Source organism: Roseovarius sp. B08 (genome assembly GCF_051417955.1).
Classification (GTDB): domain Bacteria; phylum Pseudomonadota; class Alphaproteobacteria; order Rhodobacterales; family Rhodobacteraceae; genus Roseovarius.
On record NZ_JBPRLW010000001.1, the window covers coordinates 854,223 to 873,333 of the forward strand.

Consider the following 19,111-nt stretch of genomic DNA (forward strand, 5'->3'; position numbering starts at 1 on the left):
ATCCGCCTGGCTGCTTTTCGTTACCCGCTCCGCGTTCATTCCGCTCCGGCCGGGCGCCGTGACGCCCGGCCTTCGGGATCTCTGAAAGGAATCGCGGCGGTGCGGGCCGTGGGTTACAGGATCTTCTGCCCGGTCTTTTCCCAGTCCGCCAGGAAGGCTTCCAGCCCCTTGTCGGTCAGCGGGTGCAGCGCCATTTTCTTGATCACGTCCGGTGGCGCGGTCATGACGTCGGCGCCCACGAGGGCCGATTGGGTGGCGTGGTTCACCGTGCGAATCGAGGCGGCGAGGATCTGGGTCTCGTAGCCGTAGTTGTCATAGATCGTGCGGATGTCGCCGATCAGGTCCATGCCGTCGAGGTTGATGTCGTCGAGCCGCCCGATGAAGGGCGAGATGAACGTGGCGCCGGCCTTGGCCGCCAGCAGCGCCTGGTTGGCGGAAAAGCAGAGCGTGACGTTGACCATGTTGCCCTCGCCCGCCAGCACCTTGCAGGCTTTCAGCCCGTCCCAGGTGAGCGGGACCTTCACGGTGATGTTGTCGGCGATCTCGGCCAGTTTGCGGCCCTCGTTGATCATCGTGTCGGCGTCGATCGCCACGACCTCGGCCGAGACCGGGCCGGCGACCATGCCGGCGATTTCCTTGGTGACCTCGAGGATGTCGCGGCCCGATTTCAGGATCAGCGAGGGGTTGGTGGTGACGCCGTCGACCATGCCCAGTTCCTTCAGTTCGGCAATGGCGTCGACATCGGCGGTGTCTACGAAGAATTTCATCTCGAAAGGCCCTCTCATGGCCGCGTTGGGGTTTCCTGTCCGACCGTTTACCTCATAAGGTATGCGCCCGAAACCCCTGTCCCGGGCCTGACCCGGGACCTCGTGACGAAGGCCGCCGTTTTTGACGTATTCCGGTGCAAGTTTTTTCGAGACCGGCCAGCTGGTGGGCGTTCTGACGACGCAGCCGCTGGGCCGGGTGCTGGATTACAAGGCGCCCGAAGGGGGTGTCACCTTGGGGCGTTCGTGGAGGTGCCGCTGGGCCCGCGCAAGGTGCTGGGCGTGGTCTGGGGGGCGGGTCAGGGCGACTATGACCTGTCGAAGATTCGGTCGGTCATCCGGGTGCTGGAGGCGGCGCCGATGCGCGAGGAGTTGCAGGCGTTCATCCGCAAGGCGGCCGATTACACGCTGACGCCGCTGCCCGCGATGCTACGGCTGGCCACGCGCGCGCCGGGGCTGGGCGATCCGCCGTCGATGCAGAAGATCTATCGGCTGGGCGAGGGACGGCCCGACCGTGACACCGAGGCGCGGCGCAAGGTCATTGCGGTGCTGGAGGAGTATGGCGGTCTGGGGTTCACCCTGAAGGAAGTGAGCGACATGGCCGGGGTGACGTCCTCGGTCGTGAAGGGGTTGGTGAAGCAGGGCGTCGTGCGCGAAGAGGACACGCCGCGCGATGCGCCTTTCCCAAGGCTCGATCCGGCGCGGCCGGGCGCGGAACTGACCGAGGATCAGGCGGTGGCGGCCGAGGCGCTGCGCGCGGGGCTGCGCGAGGGGGTGTTCGGCACGACCTTGCTGCGGGGTGTCACCGGGTCGGGCAAGACGGAGGTGTACCTGGAGGCGGTGGCGGAATGCGTCGCGCAGGGGCGGCAGGCGCTGGTGCTCTTGCCGGAGATCGCACTGACCTCGGAATTCCTGACGCGGGTGCAGGCGCGGTTCGGGGTGAAACCCGCCGAGTGGCATTCGGGCGTGACCATGACCGAGAGGCGGCGCATCTGGAAGATGGTGGGGCAGGGGCATTGCCAGCTGGTGGTGGGCGCGCGGTCGGCGCTGTTCCTGCCGTTTCGGGATCTGGGGCTGATTGTTGTCGATGAGGAGCACGACACCTCCTACAAGCAGGAGGATGGCGTTCTTTATAACGCACGGGACATGGCGGTGCTGCGCGGCAGCCTGTGTTCGGCGCAGGTGGTGCTGGCGTCGGCCACGCCGAGCCTGGAGACATGGGCGAACGCGCAAGCCGGCAAGTACCGGCGGCTGGACCTGACGGCGCGGTTCGGGCCGGCGGTGATGCCCGAGCTGCGCGCGGTGGACATGCGCGACGAGCGGCTGGCGAGCAACGCGTGGGTTTCACCCACCCTACGGGCCGCGGTCGAGGCGCGGCTGGCGAAGGGCGAGCAGTCGCTCCTGTTCCTCAATCGGCGGGGCTATGCGCCGGTGACGATCTGCCGGGCGTGCGGGCACCAGGTGGGGTGCGATCATTGCGACGCGCGGATGGTGGAGCACCGGTTCCTGAAGCGGCTGGTCTGTCACCAGTGCGGCGAGACCAAGCCGATGCCCGAGGCGTGCCCGGCCTGCGGCGTCGAGGGCAAGCTGGCCGCCGTGGGCCCGGGGGTGGAGCGGATGACGGAAGAGGCGGTGGCGCTTTTCCCCGAGGCGCGGGTGGCGACGCTGTCATCGGACATGTTTGGCTCGGCCCGTGCGCTGAAGGCGCAGATCGAGGAGATCGCGGCGGGCGGCGCGGATATCATCGTGGGCACGCAGCTGGTGGCGAAAGGGCACAACTTTCCCAATCTCACGTTGGTCGGCGTGATCGACGCCGATCTGGGCCTGCAGGGGTCGGACCTGCGGGCGGCGGAGCGGACGTTCCAGTTGATGCGGCAGGTGGCGGGCCGCGCGGGGCGGGCCGAGAAGGCCGGGGTGGCGCTGTTGCAGACCTTCCAGCCGGAGCATCCGGTGATCCGGGCGATCCTGACCGGGGACGAGGAAGGGTTCTGGCGGGCCGAGGCCGGGGAGCGGCAGCACGCGGGCGTGCCGCCCTTTGGCCGTATGGCGGGGATCATCCTGTCGTCGACGGATATGCAGGAGGCGTTCGATATCGGCAACGCGCTGGCGCGCAACGACGGCCCCATCAGGGCGGTGGGGGCGCAGGTATTCGGCCCGGCGCCGGCCCCCATTGCCCGCGTGCGGGGGCGGCATCGGGTGCGGCTGCTGGTCAAGGCGCCCAAGGGCGTGGCGTTGCAGGGGGCGCTGGCGCAGTGGATCGCGCCGGTGAAGGGCTCGAACCAGTTCCGGCTTGCGGTGGATATCGATCCGCAGAGTTTCATGTGATCCCGGGGGGTGGGGTGGAACCCCACCCTACGCGGTGAGCGACCGATAGGAAAAGGGCCGCCCCGGTCGGGACGGCCCTTGTGATCGGTACGGCGCGAGATCAGCCGGCGATCAGGCCCATCTGTTCGAGCTTGAGCACGACCTGATGGGCGCAGTTGTCGACGTCGACATTCTCGGTCTCGACACTGAGTTCGGGGTTTTCCGGCACGTCGTAAGGGTCGGAGATGCCGGTGAACTCCTTGATCTTGCCTTCGCGGGCCAGCTTGTAGAGGCCCTTGCGGTCACGGCGCTCGCATTCCTCGATGGACGTGGCCACGTGAACCTCGACGAAAGCGCCGAAGGTTTCGACGTCTTCACGCACGGCGCGGCGGGTGGCGGCGTAGGGCGCAATGGGCGCGCAGATGGCAATGCCGCCATTCTTGGTGATCTCGGAGGCGACGTAGCCGATTCGGCGGATGTTGAGGTCGCGATGTTCCTTGGAAAAGCCCAGCTCGGAGCTGAGGTTCTTGCGGACGATATCGCCGTCGAGCAGCGTCACGGGGCGGCCGCCCATTTCCATCAGCTTGACCATCAGCGCGTTGGCGATGGTGGACTTACCGCTCCCCGAGAAGCCGGTGAAGAACACGGTGAAGCCCTGCTTGGCCCGCGGCGGGCGGGTGCGGCGCAGTTCCTTGACCACCTCGGGGAAGGAGAACCACTCGGGGATTTCCAGCCCTTCCTGTAGGCGGCGGCGCAGTTCGGTGCCCGAGATGTTGAGGATGGTGACAGTATCCTTGTCGTCGATCTCGTCCATCGGCTCGTACTGGGCCCGTTCCTGCACGTAGACCATGTGCTTGAAGTCGACCATCTCGATGCCGATCTCGGCCTCGTGCTCGCGGAAGAGGTCCTGTGCGTCGTAGGGGCCGTAGAAATCCTCACCGGCGGAGTTCTTGCCGGGGCCGGCGTGATCGCGGCCGACGATGAAGTGGGTGCAACCGTGGTTCTTGCGGATGAGGCCGTGCCAGACGGCCTCGCGCGGGCCGGCCATGCGCATGGCGAGGTTCAGCAGGCTCATGGTGGTGGTGGATTGCGGATACTTGTCGAGCACCGCCTCGTAGCAGCGGACGCGCGTGAAGTGATCGACGTCGCCCGGCTTGGTCATGCCGACGATGGGGTGGATGAGCAGGTTGGCCTGAGCCTCCTTCGCGGCGCGGAACGTAAGTTCCTGGTGTGCGCGGTGCAGGGGTTGCGGGTCTGGAAGGCCACGACCTTGCGCCAGCCCATCTTGCGGAAGAAGGCGCGCAGTTCGTTGGGAGTGTCGCGGCGGGCGCGGAAGTCGTAGTGCACGGGCTGCTGAATGCCCGTCACCGGACCACCGAGATAGACGGGACCGGCGGTGTTGTGCAGGTAGTTCACCGCCGGGTGCGCGGAGTCGTCGGCGCCGAAGACCTTTTCGGCCTCGTGCGATTTGTCGGGCGACCAGCGGTCGGTGATGGTCATGGTGGCGAGAATGACGCCTTCCTGGTCGCGCAGGGCGATGTCCTGGCCCGGCTCGATGCTGTCGGCGAAGTCCTGGGAAACGTCGAGTGTGATCGGCATGGGCCAGAGCGTGCCGTCGGCCAGGCGCATGGTGTCGACGACGGAGTTGTAATCTTCCTCGCCAAGGAAGCCCTTGAGCGGGTTGAAGCCGCCGTTCATCAGCAGCTCGAGGTCGCAGATCTGGCGTGGGGTGAGATCCCAGCTGACGAGATCGGCCGCTTCGACCTTCAGTTTCTGGGCGCTTTCGTAGGAGACGTAAAGCTCGGGGATGGGGGCAAGGTTGTTCTGCACTAGTCTGGTCCTGTGTTTGAGAGGGTCGAGTCCGCTTCGCGTGCCGGTCAGTTCGGCATGAAGCGCGTCGTATTCGGCGAATTTCCGGGCGAGGAAGTCGTCGGTGAGGCGCAGCATCTCGGCCGCGCCGCGGGAGGTGAGCGCGTAGGCGAAACGCTGGCGCTTGTCGGGGCCGGAGCGGTCGCCGATCTTGACGAAGCCGGCCTCGGTCGCCTGCCGGAGCAGGGCGTTGAGACGGCCGAGGGACACGTCGAGCGCCGCCGCGAGTGTGCGCTGCGAGGCCTCCGACGACCTGTCCAGCTGCCGCAAAAGGCGGAAGAGGAGGTCCCGGTCGGGAAGGCCTTGTTTAGTATCATGCGCGGTCATGCGTCGACTCAAGTGTGTTCACGCGTGAACGCATATGGCAGGTGAGCCGCGTTGTGAACCCCTTTCGGGCCGAAAACATTAAAGTTGCGGATATGTTGCGCGATGCGCCGCCGGAATTACTCCGCAGCGGACACCGGTGCGGTGGCCGTCCGGGCCTGCCGGACCTCATCATGCAGCCATGATCGGAAGGTTTGGATCATCGGGTCGTTCTTACGGTCCTCGGTGCAGGCCACGGAATAGATCACGCTGGGGAGCGTGTCGGTGTCGAAGAGCCGCACCAGGCGCCCCGAGGTCAGCGTGCCTTGCACCATTGCGTCGAAGGCCATGGCCACGCCGTGGCCCTGTTCGGCGGCGGTGGTGGCCAGTTCGCAATTGGGAAAGGTCGGGCCGGGCGGCAGGTCGGGCGCGTCGAGGCCAGCGGCGGCGAACCACTCGTTCCAGGAATCGTCGGTTTCGTCGTACATCAGGCGCATCCGCAGAAGGTCGCGCGGGGTGCGGATGTTTTCCCGGTCCTTTAGGTCGGCGCGCATCACCGGGTAGCGGCTGGAGCTCATCAGCGGTTCGGTATGAAGGCCGGGGCGGTCTGCATCGCGCCACTGGATCACCACGTCGCTGTCATTGGACGAGAAATCTGTGTCGGGCGCGCCCGCCGAGACGCGCAGGCGGATGCGGTCGCCGAAGGAAAGTCGGCCGAGGCGCGGCACCAGCCAGCGGGCGGCAAAGCCGGGGGTGCAGAGCACGCGCAGGGGTTTCTCGCCCGCACCGCGGACCGCGCGGGTGGTGTCGTCGAGCAGGTCCAGAAGGCCGGTGAGCTTGCCCGCATAGGCGTGGCCCGTCAGCGTCAGGTCCATGCGGTTGCCGCAGCGCTCGAACAGCGCGGTGTCGAGATACTCTTCCAGTGCGCGGATCTGGTGGCTGACGGCAGAGGGCGACAGGCACAGCTCTTCGGCTGCATGCTTGAAGCTTTTGTGGCGCGCGGCGGCCTCGAACGCCTTGACCGCGGCGAAGGGGGGCAGGTGCCGTCCCATGGCGGATGAATTTCCTTCATTGGCACATGAAAAATGGCCTTTTGCGCCGGGGCGCGGGGGCAGCTTAGCATTTTAGGGACATCAATCCAAATCCCGAGAGGAGGTTGCAATGTGCATCCTGTCCCGAGCCGGCCTGTGGTCGGCGCGTACCGGTCTTTTCTGTCTTGGTCTCAACGCGTTTTGCGGTGCGTCTATGGCGGCGGATCCGCTGGCCTGGCGCACGGCGGGCGACATGCCGGAACTGGTGGAGCATTTGGAGGTCTGGCTGGACGAGCACACCGATCTGCCGCGTCGCGCGGACGTGCCGGAAATTCGGCTGACGTCCCAGGCGACGGTTGCGCGGCTGGCGCCGATGCGGGCGGCCTCGGAGGCGTCGCGGACAAGGGGGCTTTATGACCCGGAGGTCGAGACGATCTGGCTGGTGCGGCCGTGGATTGCGAAGAACCCCCATGACGTCAGCGTGCTGTTGCACGAGCTGGTGCATCACCGGCAGGCGGCGCACGGGCATTGGTATTGCCCCGGCGCACAGGAATTGCCGGCCTACCGGGCGCAGGAGGCGTGGCTCAATGCGCTGGGGCTGGAGCCGGATGTGAATTGGGTGGCGGTGGTGCTGGAGGCGGGATGCACGAAGCGGGATATTCATCCGGAGTGAGGGGCGCGAGTGCGTGGGTTTTCACCCACCCTACGAGGTCCCGGATCAGGTCCGGGACGGCTGGAGTGGGGTCGCGGCGGTAGCGCATTGGTGTGGGTTTGGGGCCAGCCAGCAAACACAGGTTCAATTGGGGGCCAGCCCCCAAACACACGCTCAATTGGGGGCCAGCCCCCAAACCCCCGGGATATTTTCGGCCAGAGGAAGACGGGAGACAGAAGGCCGATGCGGCTCAGGCTTGCGGGACGTAGGCCTCGGGCGCGGGGGCGTCCTCGGGGAATTCGGCGAGGAATTTTTCCGCGTCGAGCGCGGCCATGCAGCCCATGCCCGCCGACGTCACCGCCTGGCGGTAGACGTGGTCGGTGAGGTCGCCGGCGGCGAAGAGGCCGGGGATCGAGGTGCGGGTGGAGCCGGGCTCGACCTTGACGTAGTCGCCGTGGTGCATCTCGACCTTGCCCTTGACCAGTTCGCTGGCCGGCGCGTGGCCGATGGCGATGAAGACGCCCTTGCAGGGGATCTCCTGCGTCTCGCCGGTCTTGGTGTGCTTGACGCGCACGCCGGTGACGCCCTTGGGAGTGTCGTCGCCCAGCACCTCGTCAAGCTCGTGGAACCACAAAGGCTCGATCTTGGGGTGCTTGAGCAGGCGGTCCTGCAGGATCTTCTCGGCGCGCAGCTCGTCGCGGCGGTGGATGAGGGTGACCTTGGAGGCGAAGTTGGTGAGAAAGAGCGCCTCTTCGACGGCGGTGTTGCCGCCGCCCACAACGACGATCTCGTCGCCGCGGTAGAAGAAGCCGTCGCAGGTGGCGCAGGCCGACACGCCGAAGCCCTTGAACGCGTCCTCGGACGGCAGGCCGAGCCACTTGGCGCGGGCGCCGGTGGCGAGGATGACGGCGTCGGCGGTGTAGGTGGTGCCAGAGTCGCCTTTTGCCACGAAGGGGCGCGCATCGACATCGAGCGACGAGATGATGTCGCCCACGATCTCGCAGCCCATGGCCTTGGCGTGGGCCTCCATCCGGACCATCAGGTCGGGGCCCTGCACCTCGGTGTCGCCGGGCCAGTTCTCGACCTCGGTGGTGGTGGTCAGCTGGCCGCCGGGTTCGATGCCCTGCACAAGGATGGGTTCCAACATGGCGCGGCTGGCATAGACCCCGGCGGTGTAGCCCGCGGGCCCCGAGCCGATGATCAAAACCCTAGTGTGACGTTTCTCGGCCATATCCGATTCCCCTTGATCCGTGGTGCGGGGCATGAGACGCCCCGCGTGAGTCCGGACAGATATAACGGGGCCGGGCGGGGGTGTGTAGCCCCGCAACCCCGGTATGCGGCGATCGGGACGACATTTTCTTTCCCGAAAGGATGTTGCGCTGGGGTGAAACAATATTGCGCGTGGCGCCGGTCGTGATATAACAATCGCGAAATCAACCGGAGCATACAATGCCTGCGACCCGCCTTGACGACATTGACCGCATGATCCTGGCCGAACTGCAGGCGGACGGGCGGATGACCAACGTTGAACTGGCCCGCCGGGTGGGCATTTCCGCGCCGCCCTGCCTGCGCCGGGTGCGCACGCTTGAGGAGCAGGGGTACATCAAGGGTTACCATGCCGACGTGGACGCGCGTGAGCTGGGATTCGAGGTGCAGGTCTTTGCCAGTGTCGGACTGGTCAGCCAGGCCGAGGCGGACCTGAGCGCGTTCGAGGCGCGGTGTCGGGCGTGGCCGCTGGTGCGGGAGTGCCATATGCTCAACGGCGAGGTGGATTTCATCCTGAAATGCGTGGCGCCGGACCTGAGCACGTTCCAGAGCTTTCTGACCGGCGAGCTGACGGCGGCGGAGAATGTGGCGTCGGTGAAGACCTCGCTGGTCATCCGCTGTGCCAAGGACGAGCCGGGCGTGCCCTTCGAGATCCTGGAAGAGCGGTTGAGCCGGTCGGCCTGAGGTCGCTACTCGACCTTCAGCACGTGGTACATGTCGCGGGTCAGCAGGAGCTGGCCGTCGATCACCTCCCACAGGTGCATGTAGCGGCCGACGATGCGTTGCTCGCCCACCATGACGACGGTTTCGCCGATCTCGACCGCGCTGGTGTCGAAGGCGCGGATGTCGAAGGTCTTGAATTGCAGGTCGCGTGCGCCGGCGGCGAAGGCCTGGGCGTAATGCTGGGCGATGGCCTCGCGCCCCAGCACCGAGGCCTGGCCGGGCGGCAGGAGAGCCGCGTCGGGGGCGTAAAAGCCGGCGAGGCTTTCGGCATCCTGCGCGTTGTATGTCTCAACGAAAGCGGTCATGCGCGCGATGACCGGATTGTCCTGGGCCTGGGCCGGCAGGGTCGAAACAAGCGCGGCGGCGAGGGCGAGGCAGGTGGTGAGGCTGAGCGCGAAAAGGCGGGGCATGGGCAAAGGCTTTCTGTTGGAAACGCAATGGACGGTCACGGGCGTGCCGTCACGATAGCGGTGATGCGCGGGGCGGCGCAACGGGCGTGCGTCCGAAGTTGGGTCAGAGGTGTTTCGTCAGGTCGGCGATCCAGCCCGGGGCGTCGCGGGCATCGACCACCGCCTCGCGGATCAGCCAGTCCATGTGGCCTGACAGCAGCTTTAGTCGCGATGGTTCACGGAAGGCCAGGTAGAAGCGGCCCACGTAGATCACGCCCATTAGTGGGCCGAAGAGGGTGACGGGCGCGGAAAAGAGATTGTGCGCGTCGAAGAGGTTGAGGCGCAGGGAGGGAAAGAACGTCTCGGCTTGCTCGGCGAGATGCAGGATCTGTTCACGACGCGCGGCGCGGTCGAGCCCCTGCCAATAGCCGGTGCCCTGGGCGAACGCCTCGAGCTCGTGCCGGGGCATGGCGATTTCGTACTCGGTCGCCTCTCGCCGAAGCCAGTCGAGGTTGTCCTGCATGGCGCGCACGGCCTGGCCCGGTGTCTTGCCGAGGAAGGCGGCGTATTCCCAGCGCATCACCGCCTCGGTCTTGAGCATGTCGGGTAGCGTGGCGGGCACGTGGCGGATCTTGTAGCCGCTGGCCTCGCGGTGCCAGTCGAGCAGCTGGGCGTCGGCGGATGTGCGGTCGGCCTCGGTCATGCTGAGCGCGGCCTCGATCACGTCGCCGGGGCGCTCGGGGCGATCGGTGAGGCCCAGCAACCAGTCGGAGCTGACCTGAAGCGCCTCGGCGCAGCCGGCGGCGAGATGGGCGTTGGGCATCCGGGCGGTCTCGGTATCGAGCAGTTGCGACACGGTGGAGCGGCTGACGCCGGTCTGGCGCGCGAGCGCGCTGAGATTGGTTCCGGTCATCGTCATGGCGCCGGTGAGCCGGTCTCGGAAGATCGTGGCGCGGGCCTGCTTGTTCATAGTAACGCACCTTGTCCATTTTAATGGACATCCGTCATGTTTGTTAAGCAAAGACAGAATACACGACAGGGCGTCCTGATGCTAGCTGATCGAAGAACGGCACACGCAAAGGGGAGCATAGGACATGGACACGAAGAAACGCACGCTGGCGAAAGCGACTACCTGGCAGGTGATGGGCCTGATGGTGATGACGTTGATCGGGTTCCTGATGACCGGGTCGGTGGCCCAGGGCGGGGTCTATGCGATGATCACGTCGGCGATCGGCTTTGCCAGTTTCTTTGTGCACGAGCGGGCCTGGGCCAGGATCGGCTGGGGCCGGTCCTGATCCGGTCCGGTCAGACGGAGAGCCCCTGGAGCGGCAGGCGCGGGTGGCTGGTGCTGCCGAAATCGGCCGGTTTTTTGACATGCGGAAAGAGCGACAGGAAGAGCGCCAGCATGTTTGGGCCCATGGCGCGTTCAAAGCCGGGGCCGGGATGGAAGCTTTCGACCTCGATGCCCGAGGCGCGCAGGATGGCATGACGGCGCAGGCAGAGATGATAGACCGTCACGGGCCGGGGTGGCACCAGTTCGACCACGTTCATGCCATCGACGAGATCGGTGGCCGGGGTCAGAACGCGTTCGCGCCCGAAGCTGTCGCGCAGGCCGGGTGGCCGGGCGAGGACCCGCGCGCCGGGACCGGCGGTGAGGTTCGCCTCGGGGCGGCCCAGCCCGAAGGTGTCGGGCATGATCCGGGTCAGGCGGCAGGCCGCCTGGTCGATGCCGGCGGCGGCAGGCACCAGCGTCATGGAGCCGATCCAGAGCACACGGGAGGGGCCGTGCTCGGTGGTCGAAACGCTCATGCCCGGTTCGAGATCCTGCACGGCGACCTGCCCGGAGGGCGTGCGCAGAAGCGTGCCGTGGGAAAAGGCGGAAAACGCGCTGTCGAAGATCGGGGTGGCGGGCGCGATCTGTTCGGTCTGGTGGGGCGTACCGTCCGGGCGCAGATACGCCATCCGGAAATTGCGCATCGGGCGCGGCGATCGAGCGGCGGCCGGTACGCTGGCCGTTCCGGTGCAACCGGGTGTGCCATCTGTCTTGCGCGCCACCGGGAAGGGGGTGGCAATGGTAGGGGTGCCCATCGTGCGATCCTTTACAGGGTCATCACAACCGCGTCGGCCCCCACCGACAACGACAGAGGGATGGTCCGTCATGTACGTTACGGGCACGATAAAGGCAGAAACGGCAAACTGTCGTCAAATTTTGCGGGGCATTGTTCCATAAGGCCGGACAATTTGCGAAATGGCCGGGGCATTGTCCGCGTAGCATAAACACCCGCGCCACAATTCGATTTCGAGACATATTCGAATCAACAATGGCCGCCCCTTGGAAAGAGGCGGCCATTGCCGGGATCGGGGCTTGGAGCGGATCAGGCGATCCGAAGCGCGGATGCCTTGGGCGTCAGGCGGTTTGCATACCGCACACGGCGCGAGAACGGCATGTCCGGGGTGGCCTGCCGGCTGGTTTCGATCAGCGATTTCATCCAACGCTTCTTCATGGTCTTTCCTCTCAACTCTTTCCTGCCTCGCCGCCTTTTGGGGCGTGTTGTTCTGATGGCTTTATATTTGCCCGGGTTTACGGCCATGGTTTGGCGTGGCGCGAAAAATTTCGGAAATTTTTCGGGTCGCGCGGGCGCGAATGTGGTCGCGCCGTCCCAATTGCGGATGACCAGTAAAACAAGGTTGGCCGCTGCGGACGCGTGGCCAATCCAATGTGATAGACGGTGATTGTTTCCAGAATTGAGGCAATCTTGTGCAGGGTTTCGCCCCGTTCGCGCCAGAATCGGGCGGGGGCCGGTCTAGAGCCGGATGGCCGAGATCAGGCGCCCGTAGTCTGCCTCGCCGTTATGCGTGGCGCGGCGGTAGGAAAAGAAGCGCTCGGCGTCGCTGTAGGTGCAGTGACGGGTCCAGGTGGCATCGCCTATCCCGGCGGCTCGCAGGCGGTGCAAGCCGAAGCCGGGCAGGTCGAACTGGTACTTGCCGGGCTTTCCGTTGGTAAAGAACCGGGTGTTGTCGGGATCGTCGTCGGCGAAACGCTCGAAGAACTCGGTGCCGACCTCGTAGGCGGGCTGGCTGATCGAGGGGCCGATGACGGCGGTGGTGTCAGCGCGGCTGGCACCAAGCGCTTCCATCGCGTCGAGGGTGGATTCCAGCACGCCATCGACCGCCCCGCGCCAGCCGGCATGGGCGGCGCCGATCACGCCGGCCTTGCGGTCGGCAAAGAGCACGGGCTGGCAATCGGCCGTCAGGATGGCCAGCGCAAGGCCCGGCGTGGCGGTGACGATGGCGTCGGCCTTGGGCCGGGTATCGGAGGGGCCGGTGGCAACGTGGACATCGGTGGAATGGGTCTGGTGGACGGTGACCAGGTGATCCTCGGGGACGTCCATGGCGCGGGCGACGCGGGCGCGGTTGATGGTCACGACCTCGGACTGGTCGGAGGAGCCCTGGCCGCAGTTCAGCCCGTGGAACACGCCCGAGGACGCCCCGCCCTTGCGGGTGAAGAAACCGTGGCTGACAGGCGCGAGGCTGTCGTCGGTGAGGATTTCCAGCGTCATGGTTCCAGTCCGGGTGGGGGTGCGGCACCCTCGGGATAGAGCGCCATCACCTTGAAGAGCGTCCCCATTTCATCCCGCCCGGTCAAGCGGTGAAACGCGGCGTGATGTGCCTCTAGCTTAGGGCCGCTCATGTTCACGGCAAGGGCCTCGGCCCGTTGGGTGATGCCGAGGCGCGAGAGAAAGAGCGCCTGCGGGGCGAGGCGGGTGGTGTTGCAGGTGCCGCGGGCGGCGTGGGCCAATGCCTCGAAATCCACATGGGCGGAGAGGTCGGCCGTGCCCGGCGCGGCGAGGATATCGTCGCGGTCATGGCCGCGGACGGCTTGCAGCGTGTCGCCAAGCGAGCGCCAGTCGCCGTAGTCGATGACGAGCGCCGCGCCGCCACGCGCCGCGATGCGGCGGGCCAGCGCGTCGATGACGGGGGCGGCGGCGGGGCAGGTCTCGACGATGTCGCCGTCGGTCGTGTCGTCGAGCCGATGGGCGAGGGTCGGCTCGATCCGCTTGGCGTTGAGGCCGAGGGCGAGCGTGTCGTCCGAGAGGCCGACGACGCGTTCGCACCAGCCGTCGCCCTGGCGCTGGAACTGGCGGATGGGCAACGCGTCGAAGAACTCGTTGGCGACCGAGAGCGTGGGCAGGTCGGGCAGGGTGTCGGCGCTGTCGTGCCAGGTGGGGGTATGGCCGGACAGCGTGTCGGCTTGGCGGGCGCGCAGGGCGGGGGAGGTTTCCACCAGATGCACTTGCAGGGCGTCGTGAAAGCCGGTCACGCCGCGTGTGGCCCGCAGGGCGTCGGCCATCAGGGTGCCACGGCCGGGGCCGAGTTCGACAAGGGCGACGGTGTTGGGTGCCCCCTGATCGAGCCAGGCTTGCGCGAGGCAGAGGCCGGTGAGTTCGCCGAACATCTGGCTGATCTCGGGGGCTGTGATGAAATCGCCCTTTTCACCGAACGGATCGCGGGTGGCGTAGTATCCATGCTCGGGGTGCATCAGGCAGGCGGCCATGAACGCGTCGAGGCGCATGGGACCGCTTGCCGTGATCTCGGCCCGCAGGATCTCCGCCAGAGCGGTCATCCGGTGGCTGTGGAACGGGCGTGCTTGCGGTAGGCCAGCACCAGCGTGATGAGCCCCATGGCGATCATCGGGATGCACAGGATCTGGCCCATGGTCAGGCCATAGCCGTTCACGTGCCACGCCAGGCCCAGCGGGTTGCCGGGGCTGACGAACTGCGCATCGGGCTGGCGGACGAACTCGACGATGAAGCGCCCGATGCCGTAGCCCGCGAAGAAGATGCCGGTGGCGGCGCCGACGCGTTTCAGCAGGCCGCGGCGGAAGACGAGATAGAGCAGGATGGCGCCGAGGATCAGACCCTCGAGCGCCGCTTCGTAGAGTTGCGAGGGGTGGCGGGCGCAGAGGCCGGCAGCGACGTTCGCGCAGTCCTGTGCCGCGGCCCCCGGAAAGATCACGCCCCAGGGGAGGTCGGTTGGGCGGCCCCAGAGCTCGGCGTTGATGAAGTTGGCGATGCGGCCCAGGAGGAGACCGACAGGCGTGACGGCACACAGGATGTCAGCGACGGTCAGCCAGCGGATGCCCTGGACGCGTGAGTAGGTGATACAGGCGATGATGACGCCCAGAAGCCCGCCGTGGAAAGACATGCCACCCTGCCAGATCACCAGGACCTCGGCCGGGTTCTGCAGATAATAGAGTGGCTGGTAGAAGAGCACGAAGCCCAGCCGCCCGCCGAGGATCACGCCGAGGATGACCCAGGTGGCCAGATCCTCGACCTGCTTCACGCTCATCGGCGCCACGTTGTCCTTCCACAGGTGCGGGCGGTTCACGGCCATCACGACCAGCCGCCAGCCGATCAGGATGCCCGCGATGTAGGAAAGCGCATACCAGCGCAGGGCGATATCGAACCCGAAGACGGTGAACGAGAACAGCTCGGACGAGATGTCGGGGAAGGGGATCGCTGCTTTCATGGGCGCCGTTCTGCTGCTGGCGCGGGGCGAAGTCAACCTTGCCCCGACGCGGTTTCGCGCCCATATAGAGATCAAGTGTAACGGAAGGTAGAGCGATATGCAGACGCGCAACAAGGTTCTGGACGATATCAGCCAGCTGATGACGAACGCGATGGGCGTGGCGCAGGGTGCCAAGCAGGAGGCCGAGACGGCGATGTCGTCGATGGTGGACCGCTGGCTGGCCGACCGCGATTTCGTCACCCGCGAGGAGTTCGACGCGGTGCGCGCCATGGCGCAGAAGGCCCGCGAGGAGAACGAGGCGCTCAAGGCGCGGCTGGACGCGCTGGAGAAAGGCGCGACGTAAGGCACGTTTCCATCGGTTTGGTTCGAGGCGCGGCCCCATTGCGGGCCGCGTTTTGCGTTCGGCGGAGGTGGGTTATCACCCACCCTACGAGGCCCGGGTCGCGCGCGGGACGGGGAGCCGAGCAGTACGTGGCGTGTGCCAGGGTGGCCAATCGGCATTATTTTGCTGTTTTCCGAGTTCCCTGCTCCCCCGGCAAATCCGCATGGAACGTGAGGCCCGGCGGTCGCATTGAATCCATACATTCACGCGGGCCACTTGCCCGCAAGATGGAAAAAGGAGGAGTCCTTATGAAACCGACATTCACATCCGCCCTGGCGATTGCTGCCCTGGTGTCCGCACCTGTCATGCCGTTCGCGGCAAGCGACGAGACGGCCCAGGCAGATACCGAGGCCGAGGCGAGCGTTTCGGCACAGGCCGGCGCCGCGGCCGAGGAAGTCGGCGATACGGTCTATGCCATCAGTGAGAGCGCGACCGATACGGCACAGGCCGGGGTCGATGCCGTGGGTGGCGTGGCCGAAGACGCCTATGACGCCGCAAGCGACGTTTCGGCGGAGCTGGACGCCGCGCTGACCGGCGACACGGAGGTCTACACGACCGACGGTGAGCTGATCGGTACGTATAACGACGCCGATTCCCAAGGCAACATCGCAGTCGTCGATCTGGACGGCGAGATGGAAGGTGCCGACAACCGCGCCGTTGAACGTGCGGGCATTCCGCTGAACGCGCTGATGGTCGGTGACGACGGTGTGACCGTCAACATGACCAAGGCCGAGTTCGAGACGGCGCTGAAAGCGAACGCACGGACGAACATGGGCGGCTAAGTCGCCGTATACAGTCTGAAACTCAAGTCAATGGCTGCCTTCGGGCAGCCATTTTCATTTGGCCGAACCCTCGTTCGATCGCGGCGATCCGCCCGTGCAAGCATGAGGTTCGTCGGCGCAGGAGGTCCCGGATCAAGTCCGGGACGGCGGTTGGGCGAGGCAGGGACCGCCACGCCCAAGGCTTGATGAAATTTTCATGTCATCCACAACTTATTGCGGTTATCCCCAAGAAATAGCTTTACAGGTCGCAAATCCCCCCTCACCATATCTTGTAGGAAAAGCGGGAATGAACCCCTTTCCTAGAGCAGGCACCTAGCGTTTGGGCGCTGCCAGCCCCTTCGCTACAACACATGAGGTGGCGCCATGGCACTTTCCGAGCAGTTCTTTTCAGAAGACCTTCATCCCATAGACATCGTCGAGCATCTGGCCGAGCATCACGACTGGGATTTCGACCGGATCGGTGACGACCAGATCGCCATGGCGGTAGAGGGGCAGTGGCGGACCTATTCGATCACGCTGGCCTGGTCGGCCTATGACGAGACGCTGCGCATGGTCTGCACCTTCGAGATGGAGCCGCCGGAGGACAAACTGCCGGCTCTTTACCACGTGCTGAACGACGTGAACGACCAATGCTGGGCGGGCGCCTTCACCTTCTGGGCCGAGCAGCAATTGATGGTCTATCGCTACGGGTTGGTCATGACCGGCGCGCAGGCGATCAGCCCCGAACAGATCGACACGTTGATCGGCGCGGCGGTGACGAGTGCCGAGCGGTTCTATCCTGCGCTGCAACTGGTGGTGTGGGGCGACAGGAGTCCGAAAGAGGCGCTGCAGATCGCCATCGGCGAGGCGTATGGCCGGGCCTGACGTCGCACAATTTTAAGGCGAACGGGGCGTGCCGGGCGGCGCGCCCTTTTTCTTTTGCGCGAGGTGTGGCCGAGGTGGGCCGTGGCGTATTGCAGGGGTGCGATGCGCGGACTATCAACCCCGTGAAAGACAAGGAAAGAGGGGCGCACCGGAATGGATATGCAGCATGTGGCCGACAAGGGCCTTGTCCTGCTGGGCTGTGGCAAGATGGGATCGGCGATGCTGGCGGGGTGGCTGGAACGCGACCTGCCGCCCGGCTCGGTCTGGGTGATCGACCCCAAGCCGTCGGACTGGCTGAAAGGGACGGGGGTGAATCTGAACGCGGATCTGCCGGCGAATCCGGCCATCGTGTTGATCGCCGTCAAGCCGCAGATGATGGGCGAGGCGCTGCCCACCATCGCGGCGATGGGCGGGGGCGGGACGCTGTTCGTCTCGGTCGCCGCGGGCACGCCGATCGAGGCGTTCGAAGCGGCGTTCGGCAGTGACAGCCCGATCATCCGCGCGATGCCCAACACCCCCGCCGCCGTGGGCCGCGGCATTACCGCCATTGTCGGCAATGGCGAGGTGAGCGGCGATCAGATGGACCTGGCCGAGGCGTTGCTGAAGGCCGTGGGACAGGCGGTGCGGCTGGAAGGCGAGCACCAGATGGACGCGGTCACGGGCGTGTCCGGGTCTGGCCCGGCTTACGTGTTTCACATGATCGAATGCATGGCCAAGGCGGGCGAGGCCGAGGGGCTGTCGCCGGAACTTGCAATGCAGCTGGCGCAGGCCACGGTGGCGGGTGCGGGCGCGCTGGCCGAAGCGGCGGACGAGACGCCGGCGCAGCTGCGCGAGAATGTCACCAGCCCCAACGGCACCACCCAGGCGGGGCTGGAGGTTCTGATGGATGAGCAGAACGGCCTGCCGCCATTGATGAAGGCCACTGTGAAGGCCGCTGCCGACCGCTCGAAGGAGTTGCGCCGTGGCTGACGGGATCACGTTCGACGATTTCCTGAAGGTGGATATCCGGGTGGGCAGGATCACCCGGGCCGAGCCCTTCCCCGAGGCCCGCAAGCCCGCGATCAAGCTTTGGGTCGATTTCGGAGAGGAACTGGGCGAGAAAAAGAGCTCGGCCCAGATCACCAAGCATTACGACCCCGAGGGTTTGGTGGGAAAGCAGGTGATGGCGGTGGTGAACTTTCCGCCGCGCCAGATCGGGCCGGTGATGTCCGAGGTGCTGGTGTTGGGCGTAAGTGACTCGGAGGGCGGGATCGTGCTGCTCTCGCCGGACCTTGAGGTGCCCATCGGAGGGCGGATGCATTGAAACGGGTCTATTTCACCCGGCCCCTGCCCGAAAGCGTGGTGGACATGGCGCGCGAGCATTTCGATGTCGAGATGCGCGAGGAAAACACGCCGCTGAAGATCGGGCAGATGCGCGCGGCACTGAACCTCTATGACGGGGTTCTGATGATGTTCGGCGACACGTTCTCGTCCGAGGTGTTCCGCGAGGCGCAGAACCCGCGCTGCAAGGTGCTGGCGAATTATGGCGTGGGGATCAACCATATCGACCTGGCCGCGGCGCGGTCGGCGGGCGTGCATGTGACAAACGTGCCGGGGGCGGTGACGGAGGCCACGGCGGATATCGGCATGACGCTGATCATGATGAGCGCGCGCCGCGCCGGCGAGGGCGAGCGCATGGTGCGGGCCGGCAAGTGGCCGGGGTGGAACCCGACGCAACTTTTGGGAACGCATGTCACCGGCAAGACCGTGGGGATCATCGGGATGGGCCGGATCGGGGCGGCGATTGCGCAGCGGTGTCATCACGGGTTCGGAATGGACGTGATCTATACCGCGCGGAGCGACAAGGAACCGGGATTTCCCTGCGAGCGTGTGGAACTGGAAGACCTGCTGGCCCGCGCGGATTTCGCGGTGGTGGCGGTGCCGGTCAGCCCGGAGACGCGTCACCTGATCGACGCGGAGGCGCTTGCCCTGATGCCGAGGCACGCGCACCTGATCAACATCGCGCGGGGCGATATCGTGGACGAGGCCGCGCTGATCGCCGCGTTGCAGGAAGGGCGGATCGCGGGGGCGGGGCTGGACGTCTACGAGAACGAGCCGGAGGTGCCGGCGGCGCTGACCGCGCTGGAGAACGTGGTTCTGTTGCCGCATATGGGCACCTCGACGCTGGAGGTGCGCGACATGATGGGGCGCGTGGCGGTGGAGAACCTGCGGGCGGCCCTGGCCGGGGAAACGCCACCGAACCTGGTGAATTGA

At 66.1% G+C, this 19,111-nt stretch carries 19 protein-coding genes and 2 pseudogenes; 10 read left to right on the forward strand and 11 right to left on the reverse strand.

Annotated features, from left to right (window positions below; translation table 11 throughout):
- Positions 1-113 precede the first annotated feature (113 nt).
- Complete coding sequence (gene fsa / locus ACSQ76_RS04295) at positions 114-767, reverse strand: fructose-6-phosphate aldolase (protein ID WP_306131049.1); 654 nt, start codon at positions 765-767, stop codon at positions 114-116.
- Between the two features lie 121 nt (positions 768-888).
- Here fsa and ACSQ76_RS04300 point away from each other — a divergent pair.
- A pseudogene (locus tag ACSQ76_RS04300) lies at positions 889-3,089 on the forward strand (primosomal protein N').
- Between the two features lie 100 nt (positions 3,090-3,189).
- Here ACSQ76_RS04300 and ACSQ76_RS04305 read toward each other — a convergent pair.
- Both ACSQ76_RS04305 and ACSQ76_RS04310 read right to left on the reverse strand, forming a co-directional pair.
- Positions 3,190-5,264 (reverse strand): annotated as a pseudogene (locus ACSQ76_RS04305) (bifunctional sulfate adenylyltransferase/adenylylsulfate kinase).
- A gap of 116 nt (positions 5,265-5,380) precedes the next feature.
- A complete protein-coding gene (locus tag ACSQ76_RS04310; RefSeq protein ID WP_437155597.1) occupies positions 5,381-6,292 on the reverse strand; it encodes a LysR substrate-binding domain-containing protein in 912 nt (303 codons plus the stop codon).
- A gap of 193 nt (positions 6,293-6,485) precedes the next feature.
- Here ACSQ76_RS04310 and ACSQ76_RS04315 point away from each other — a divergent pair, with 193 nt between their 5' ends.
- Positions 6,486-6,944 (forward strand): DUF6647 family protein, encoded by a 459-nt coding sequence (locus ACSQ76_RS04315; protein ID WP_437155598.1) that lies wholly within the window; start codon positions 6,486-6,488, stop codon positions 6,942-6,944.
- A 229-nt stretch (positions 6,945-7,173) separates the two neighbouring features.
- Here the strand turns inward: ACSQ76_RS04315 and trxB are convergent, their stop codons facing one another.
- Positions 7,174-8,154, reverse strand: coding sequence for a thioredoxin-disulfide reductase (trxB, locus tag ACSQ76_RS04320; RefSeq protein WP_437155599.1), 981 nt, complete (start codon positions 8,152-8,154; stop codon positions 7,174-7,176).
- Between the two features lie 218 nt (positions 8,155-8,372).
- Between trxB and ACSQ76_RS04325 the strand changes: the two genes are divergently transcribed.
- Complete coding sequence (locus ACSQ76_RS04325; RefSeq protein WP_152496485.1) at positions 8,373-8,873, forward strand: Lrp/AsnC family transcriptional regulator; 501 nt, start codon at positions 8,373-8,375, stop codon at positions 8,871-8,873.
- Positions 8,874-8,878: 5 nt separating this feature from the next.
- Here ACSQ76_RS04325 and ACSQ76_RS04330 read toward each other — a convergent pair whose 3' ends face one another.
- Both ACSQ76_RS04330 and ACSQ76_RS04335 read right to left on the reverse strand, forming a co-directional pair.
- A complete protein-coding gene (locus ACSQ76_RS04330; RefSeq protein WP_306128262.1) occupies positions 8,879-9,322 on the reverse strand; it encodes a YybH family protein in 444 nt (147 codons plus the stop codon).
- Between the two features lie 103 nt (positions 9,323-9,425).
- Complete coding sequence (locus ACSQ76_RS04335) at positions 9,426-10,271, reverse strand: helix-turn-helix domain-containing protein (protein WP_437155600.1); 846 nt, start codon at positions 10,269-10,271, stop codon at positions 9,426-9,428.
- Positions 10,272-10,395: 124 nt separating this feature from the next.
- On the opposite strand from ACSQ76_RS04335, the gene ACSQ76_RS04340 reads away from it, so the two are divergent.
- A complete protein-coding gene (locus tag ACSQ76_RS04340; protein ID WP_437155601.1) occupies positions 10,396-10,596 on the forward strand; it encodes a DUF2061 domain-containing protein in 201 nt (66 codons plus the stop codon).
- Positions 10,597-10,606: 10 nt separating this feature from the next.
- Here ACSQ76_RS04340 and ACSQ76_RS04345 read toward each other — a convergent pair whose 3' ends face one another.
- The 5 genes from ACSQ76_RS04345 to lgt all read right to left on the reverse strand — a co-directional run bounded on the left by ACSQ76_RS04345 (position 10,607) and on the right by lgt (position 14,830).
- A complete protein-coding gene (locus tag ACSQ76_RS04345; RefSeq protein WP_437155602.1) occupies positions 10,607-11,389 on the reverse strand; it encodes a Hint domain-containing protein in 783 nt (260 codons plus the stop codon).
- A 287-nt stretch (positions 11,390-11,676) separates the two neighbouring features.
- A complete protein-coding gene (locus ACSQ76_RS04350; RefSeq protein WP_306128258.1) occupies positions 11,677-11,805 on the reverse strand; it encodes a hypothetical protein in 129 nt (42 codons plus the stop codon).
- Positions 11,806-12,105: 300 nt separating this feature from the next.
- Positions 12,106-12,861: a peptidoglycan editing factor PgeF gene (gene pgeF, locus ACSQ76_RS04355; protein ID WP_306128257.1), complete on the reverse strand. Its 756-nt coding sequence runs from the start codon at positions 12,859-12,861 to the stop codon at positions 12,106-12,108.
- The gene (locus ACSQ76_RS04360; protein ID WP_437155603.1) at positions 12,858-13,925 is read right to left on the reverse strand and encodes a class I SAM-dependent methyltransferase; all 1,068 of its coding nucleotides are present in this window, start codon (positions 13,923-13,925) and stop codon (positions 12,858-12,860) included. The genes pgeF and ACSQ76_RS04360 overlap by 4 nt, the downstream gene beginning before the upstream one ends.
- Complete coding sequence (lgt, locus tag ACSQ76_RS04365) at positions 13,922-14,830, reverse strand: prolipoprotein diacylglyceryl transferase (RefSeq protein WP_437155604.1); 909 nt, start codon at positions 14,828-14,830, stop codon at positions 13,922-13,924. Before lgt ends, ACSQ76_RS04360 begins: the two co-directional genes overlap by 4 nt.
- A 97-nt stretch (positions 14,831-14,927) precedes the next feature.
- On the opposite strand from lgt, the gene ACSQ76_RS04370 reads away from it, so the two are divergent.
- From ACSQ76_RS04370 to ACSQ76_RS04395, 6 genes are all read left to right on the forward strand, one after another.
- The gene (locus ACSQ76_RS04370; protein WP_420558092.1) at positions 14,928-15,173 is read left to right on the forward strand and encodes an accessory factor UbiK family protein; all 246 of its coding nucleotides are present in this window, start codon (positions 14,928-14,930) and stop codon (positions 15,171-15,173) included.
- A gap of 287 nt (positions 15,174-15,460) precedes the next feature.
- Positions 15,461-15,994: a hypothetical protein gene (locus tag ACSQ76_RS04375; protein ID WP_306128253.1), complete on the forward strand. Its 534-nt coding sequence runs from the start codon at positions 15,461-15,463 to the stop codon at positions 15,992-15,994.
- A 363-nt stretch (positions 15,995-16,357) separates the two neighbouring features.
- Entirely contained in the window at positions 16,358-16,858 is a 501-nt protein-coding gene (locus tag ACSQ76_RS04380) for a YbjN domain-containing protein (protein ID WP_306128252.1), read from the forward strand.
- A 153-nt stretch (positions 16,859-17,011) separates the two neighbouring features.
- Positions 17,012-17,827 carry a pyrroline-5-carboxylate reductase gene (gene proC, locus ACSQ76_RS04385; protein ID WP_437155605.1) on the forward strand — a complete coding sequence of 272 codons (816 nt, stop codon included), beginning with the start codon at positions 17,012-17,014 and terminating at the stop codon, positions 17,825-17,827.
- The gene (locus ACSQ76_RS04390) at positions 17,820-18,161 is read left to right on the forward strand and encodes a tRNA-binding protein (protein WP_437155606.1); all 342 of its coding nucleotides are present in this window, start codon (positions 17,820-17,822) and stop codon (positions 18,159-18,161) included. The genes proC and ACSQ76_RS04390 overlap by 8 nt, the downstream gene beginning before the upstream one ends.
- Positions 18,158-19,111 carry a 2-hydroxyacid dehydrogenase gene (locus ACSQ76_RS04395; RefSeq protein WP_437155607.1) on the forward strand — a complete coding sequence of 318 codons (954 nt, stop codon included), beginning with the start codon at positions 18,158-18,160 and terminating at the stop codon, positions 19,109-19,111. Before ACSQ76_RS04390 ends, ACSQ76_RS04395 begins: the two co-directional genes overlap by 4 nt.

What these genes read in the sequence shown, in the direction of transcription:
- fsa (WP_306131049.1), bottom strand. Translation starts at nt 767, where the DNA reads ATGAAATTCTTCGTAGACACCGCCGATGTCGACGCCATTGCCGAACTG.
- ACSQ76_RS04310 (WP_437155597.1), bottom strand. Translation starts at nt 6,292, where the DNA reads ATGGGACGGCACCTGCCCCCCTTCGCCGCGGTCAAGGCGTTCGAGGCC.
- ACSQ76_RS04315 (WP_437155598.1), top strand. Translation starts at nt 6,486, where the DNA reads ATGGCGGCGGATCCGCTGGCCTGGCGCACGGCGGGCGACATGCCGGAA.
- trxB (WP_437155599.1), bottom strand. Translation starts at nt 8,154, where the DNA reads ATGGCCGAGAAACGTCACACTAGGGTTTTGATCATCGGCTCGGGGCCC.
- ACSQ76_RS04325 (WP_152496485.1), top strand. Translation starts at nt 8,373, where the DNA reads ATGCCTGCGACCCGCCTTGACGACATTGACCGCATGATCCTGGCCGAA.
- ACSQ76_RS04330 (WP_306128262.1), bottom strand. Translation starts at nt 9,322, where the DNA reads ATGCCCCGCCTTTTCGCGCTCAGCCTCACCACCTGCCTCGCCCTCGCC.
- ACSQ76_RS04335 (WP_437155600.1), bottom strand. Translation starts at nt 10,271, where the DNA reads ATGAACAAGCAGGCCCGCGCCACGATCTTCCGAGACCGGCTCACCGGC.
- ACSQ76_RS04340 (WP_437155601.1), top strand. Translation starts at nt 10,396, where the DNA reads ATGGACACGAAGAAACGCACGCTGGCGAAAGCGACTACCTGGCAGGTG.
- ACSQ76_RS04345 (WP_437155602.1), bottom strand. Translation starts at nt 11,389, where the DNA reads ATGGGCACCCCTACCATTGCCACCCCCTTCCCGGTGGCGCGCAAGACA.
- ACSQ76_RS04350 (WP_306128258.1), bottom strand. Translation starts at nt 11,805, where the DNA reads ATGAAGAAGCGTTGGATGAAATCGCTGATCGAAACCAGCCGGCAGGCC.
- pgeF (WP_306128257.1), bottom strand. Translation starts at nt 12,861, where the DNA reads ATGACGCTGGAAATCCTCACCGACGACAGCCTCGCGCCTGTCAGCCAC.
- ACSQ76_RS04360 (WP_437155603.1), bottom strand. Translation starts at nt 13,925, where the DNA reads ATGACCGCTCTGGCGGAGATCCTGCGGGCCGAGATCACGGCAAGCGGT.
- lgt (WP_437155604.1), bottom strand. Translation starts at nt 14,830, where the DNA reads ATGAAAGCAGCGATCCCCTTCCCCGACATCTCGTCCGAGCTGTTCTCG.
- ACSQ76_RS04370 (WP_420558092.1), top strand. Translation starts at nt 14,928, where the DNA reads ATGCAGACGCGCAACAAGGTTCTGGACGATATCAGCCAGCTGATGACG.
- ACSQ76_RS04375 (WP_306128253.1), top strand. Translation starts at nt 15,461, where the DNA reads ATGAAACCGACATTCACATCCGCCCTGGCGATTGCTGCCCTGGTGTCC.
- ACSQ76_RS04380 (WP_306128252.1), top strand. Translation starts at nt 16,358, where the DNA reads ATGGCACTTTCCGAGCAGTTCTTTTCAGAAGACCTTCATCCCATAGAC.
- proC (WP_437155605.1), top strand. Translation starts at nt 17,012, where the DNA reads ATGGATATGCAGCATGTGGCCGACAAGGGCCTTGTCCTGCTGGGCTGT.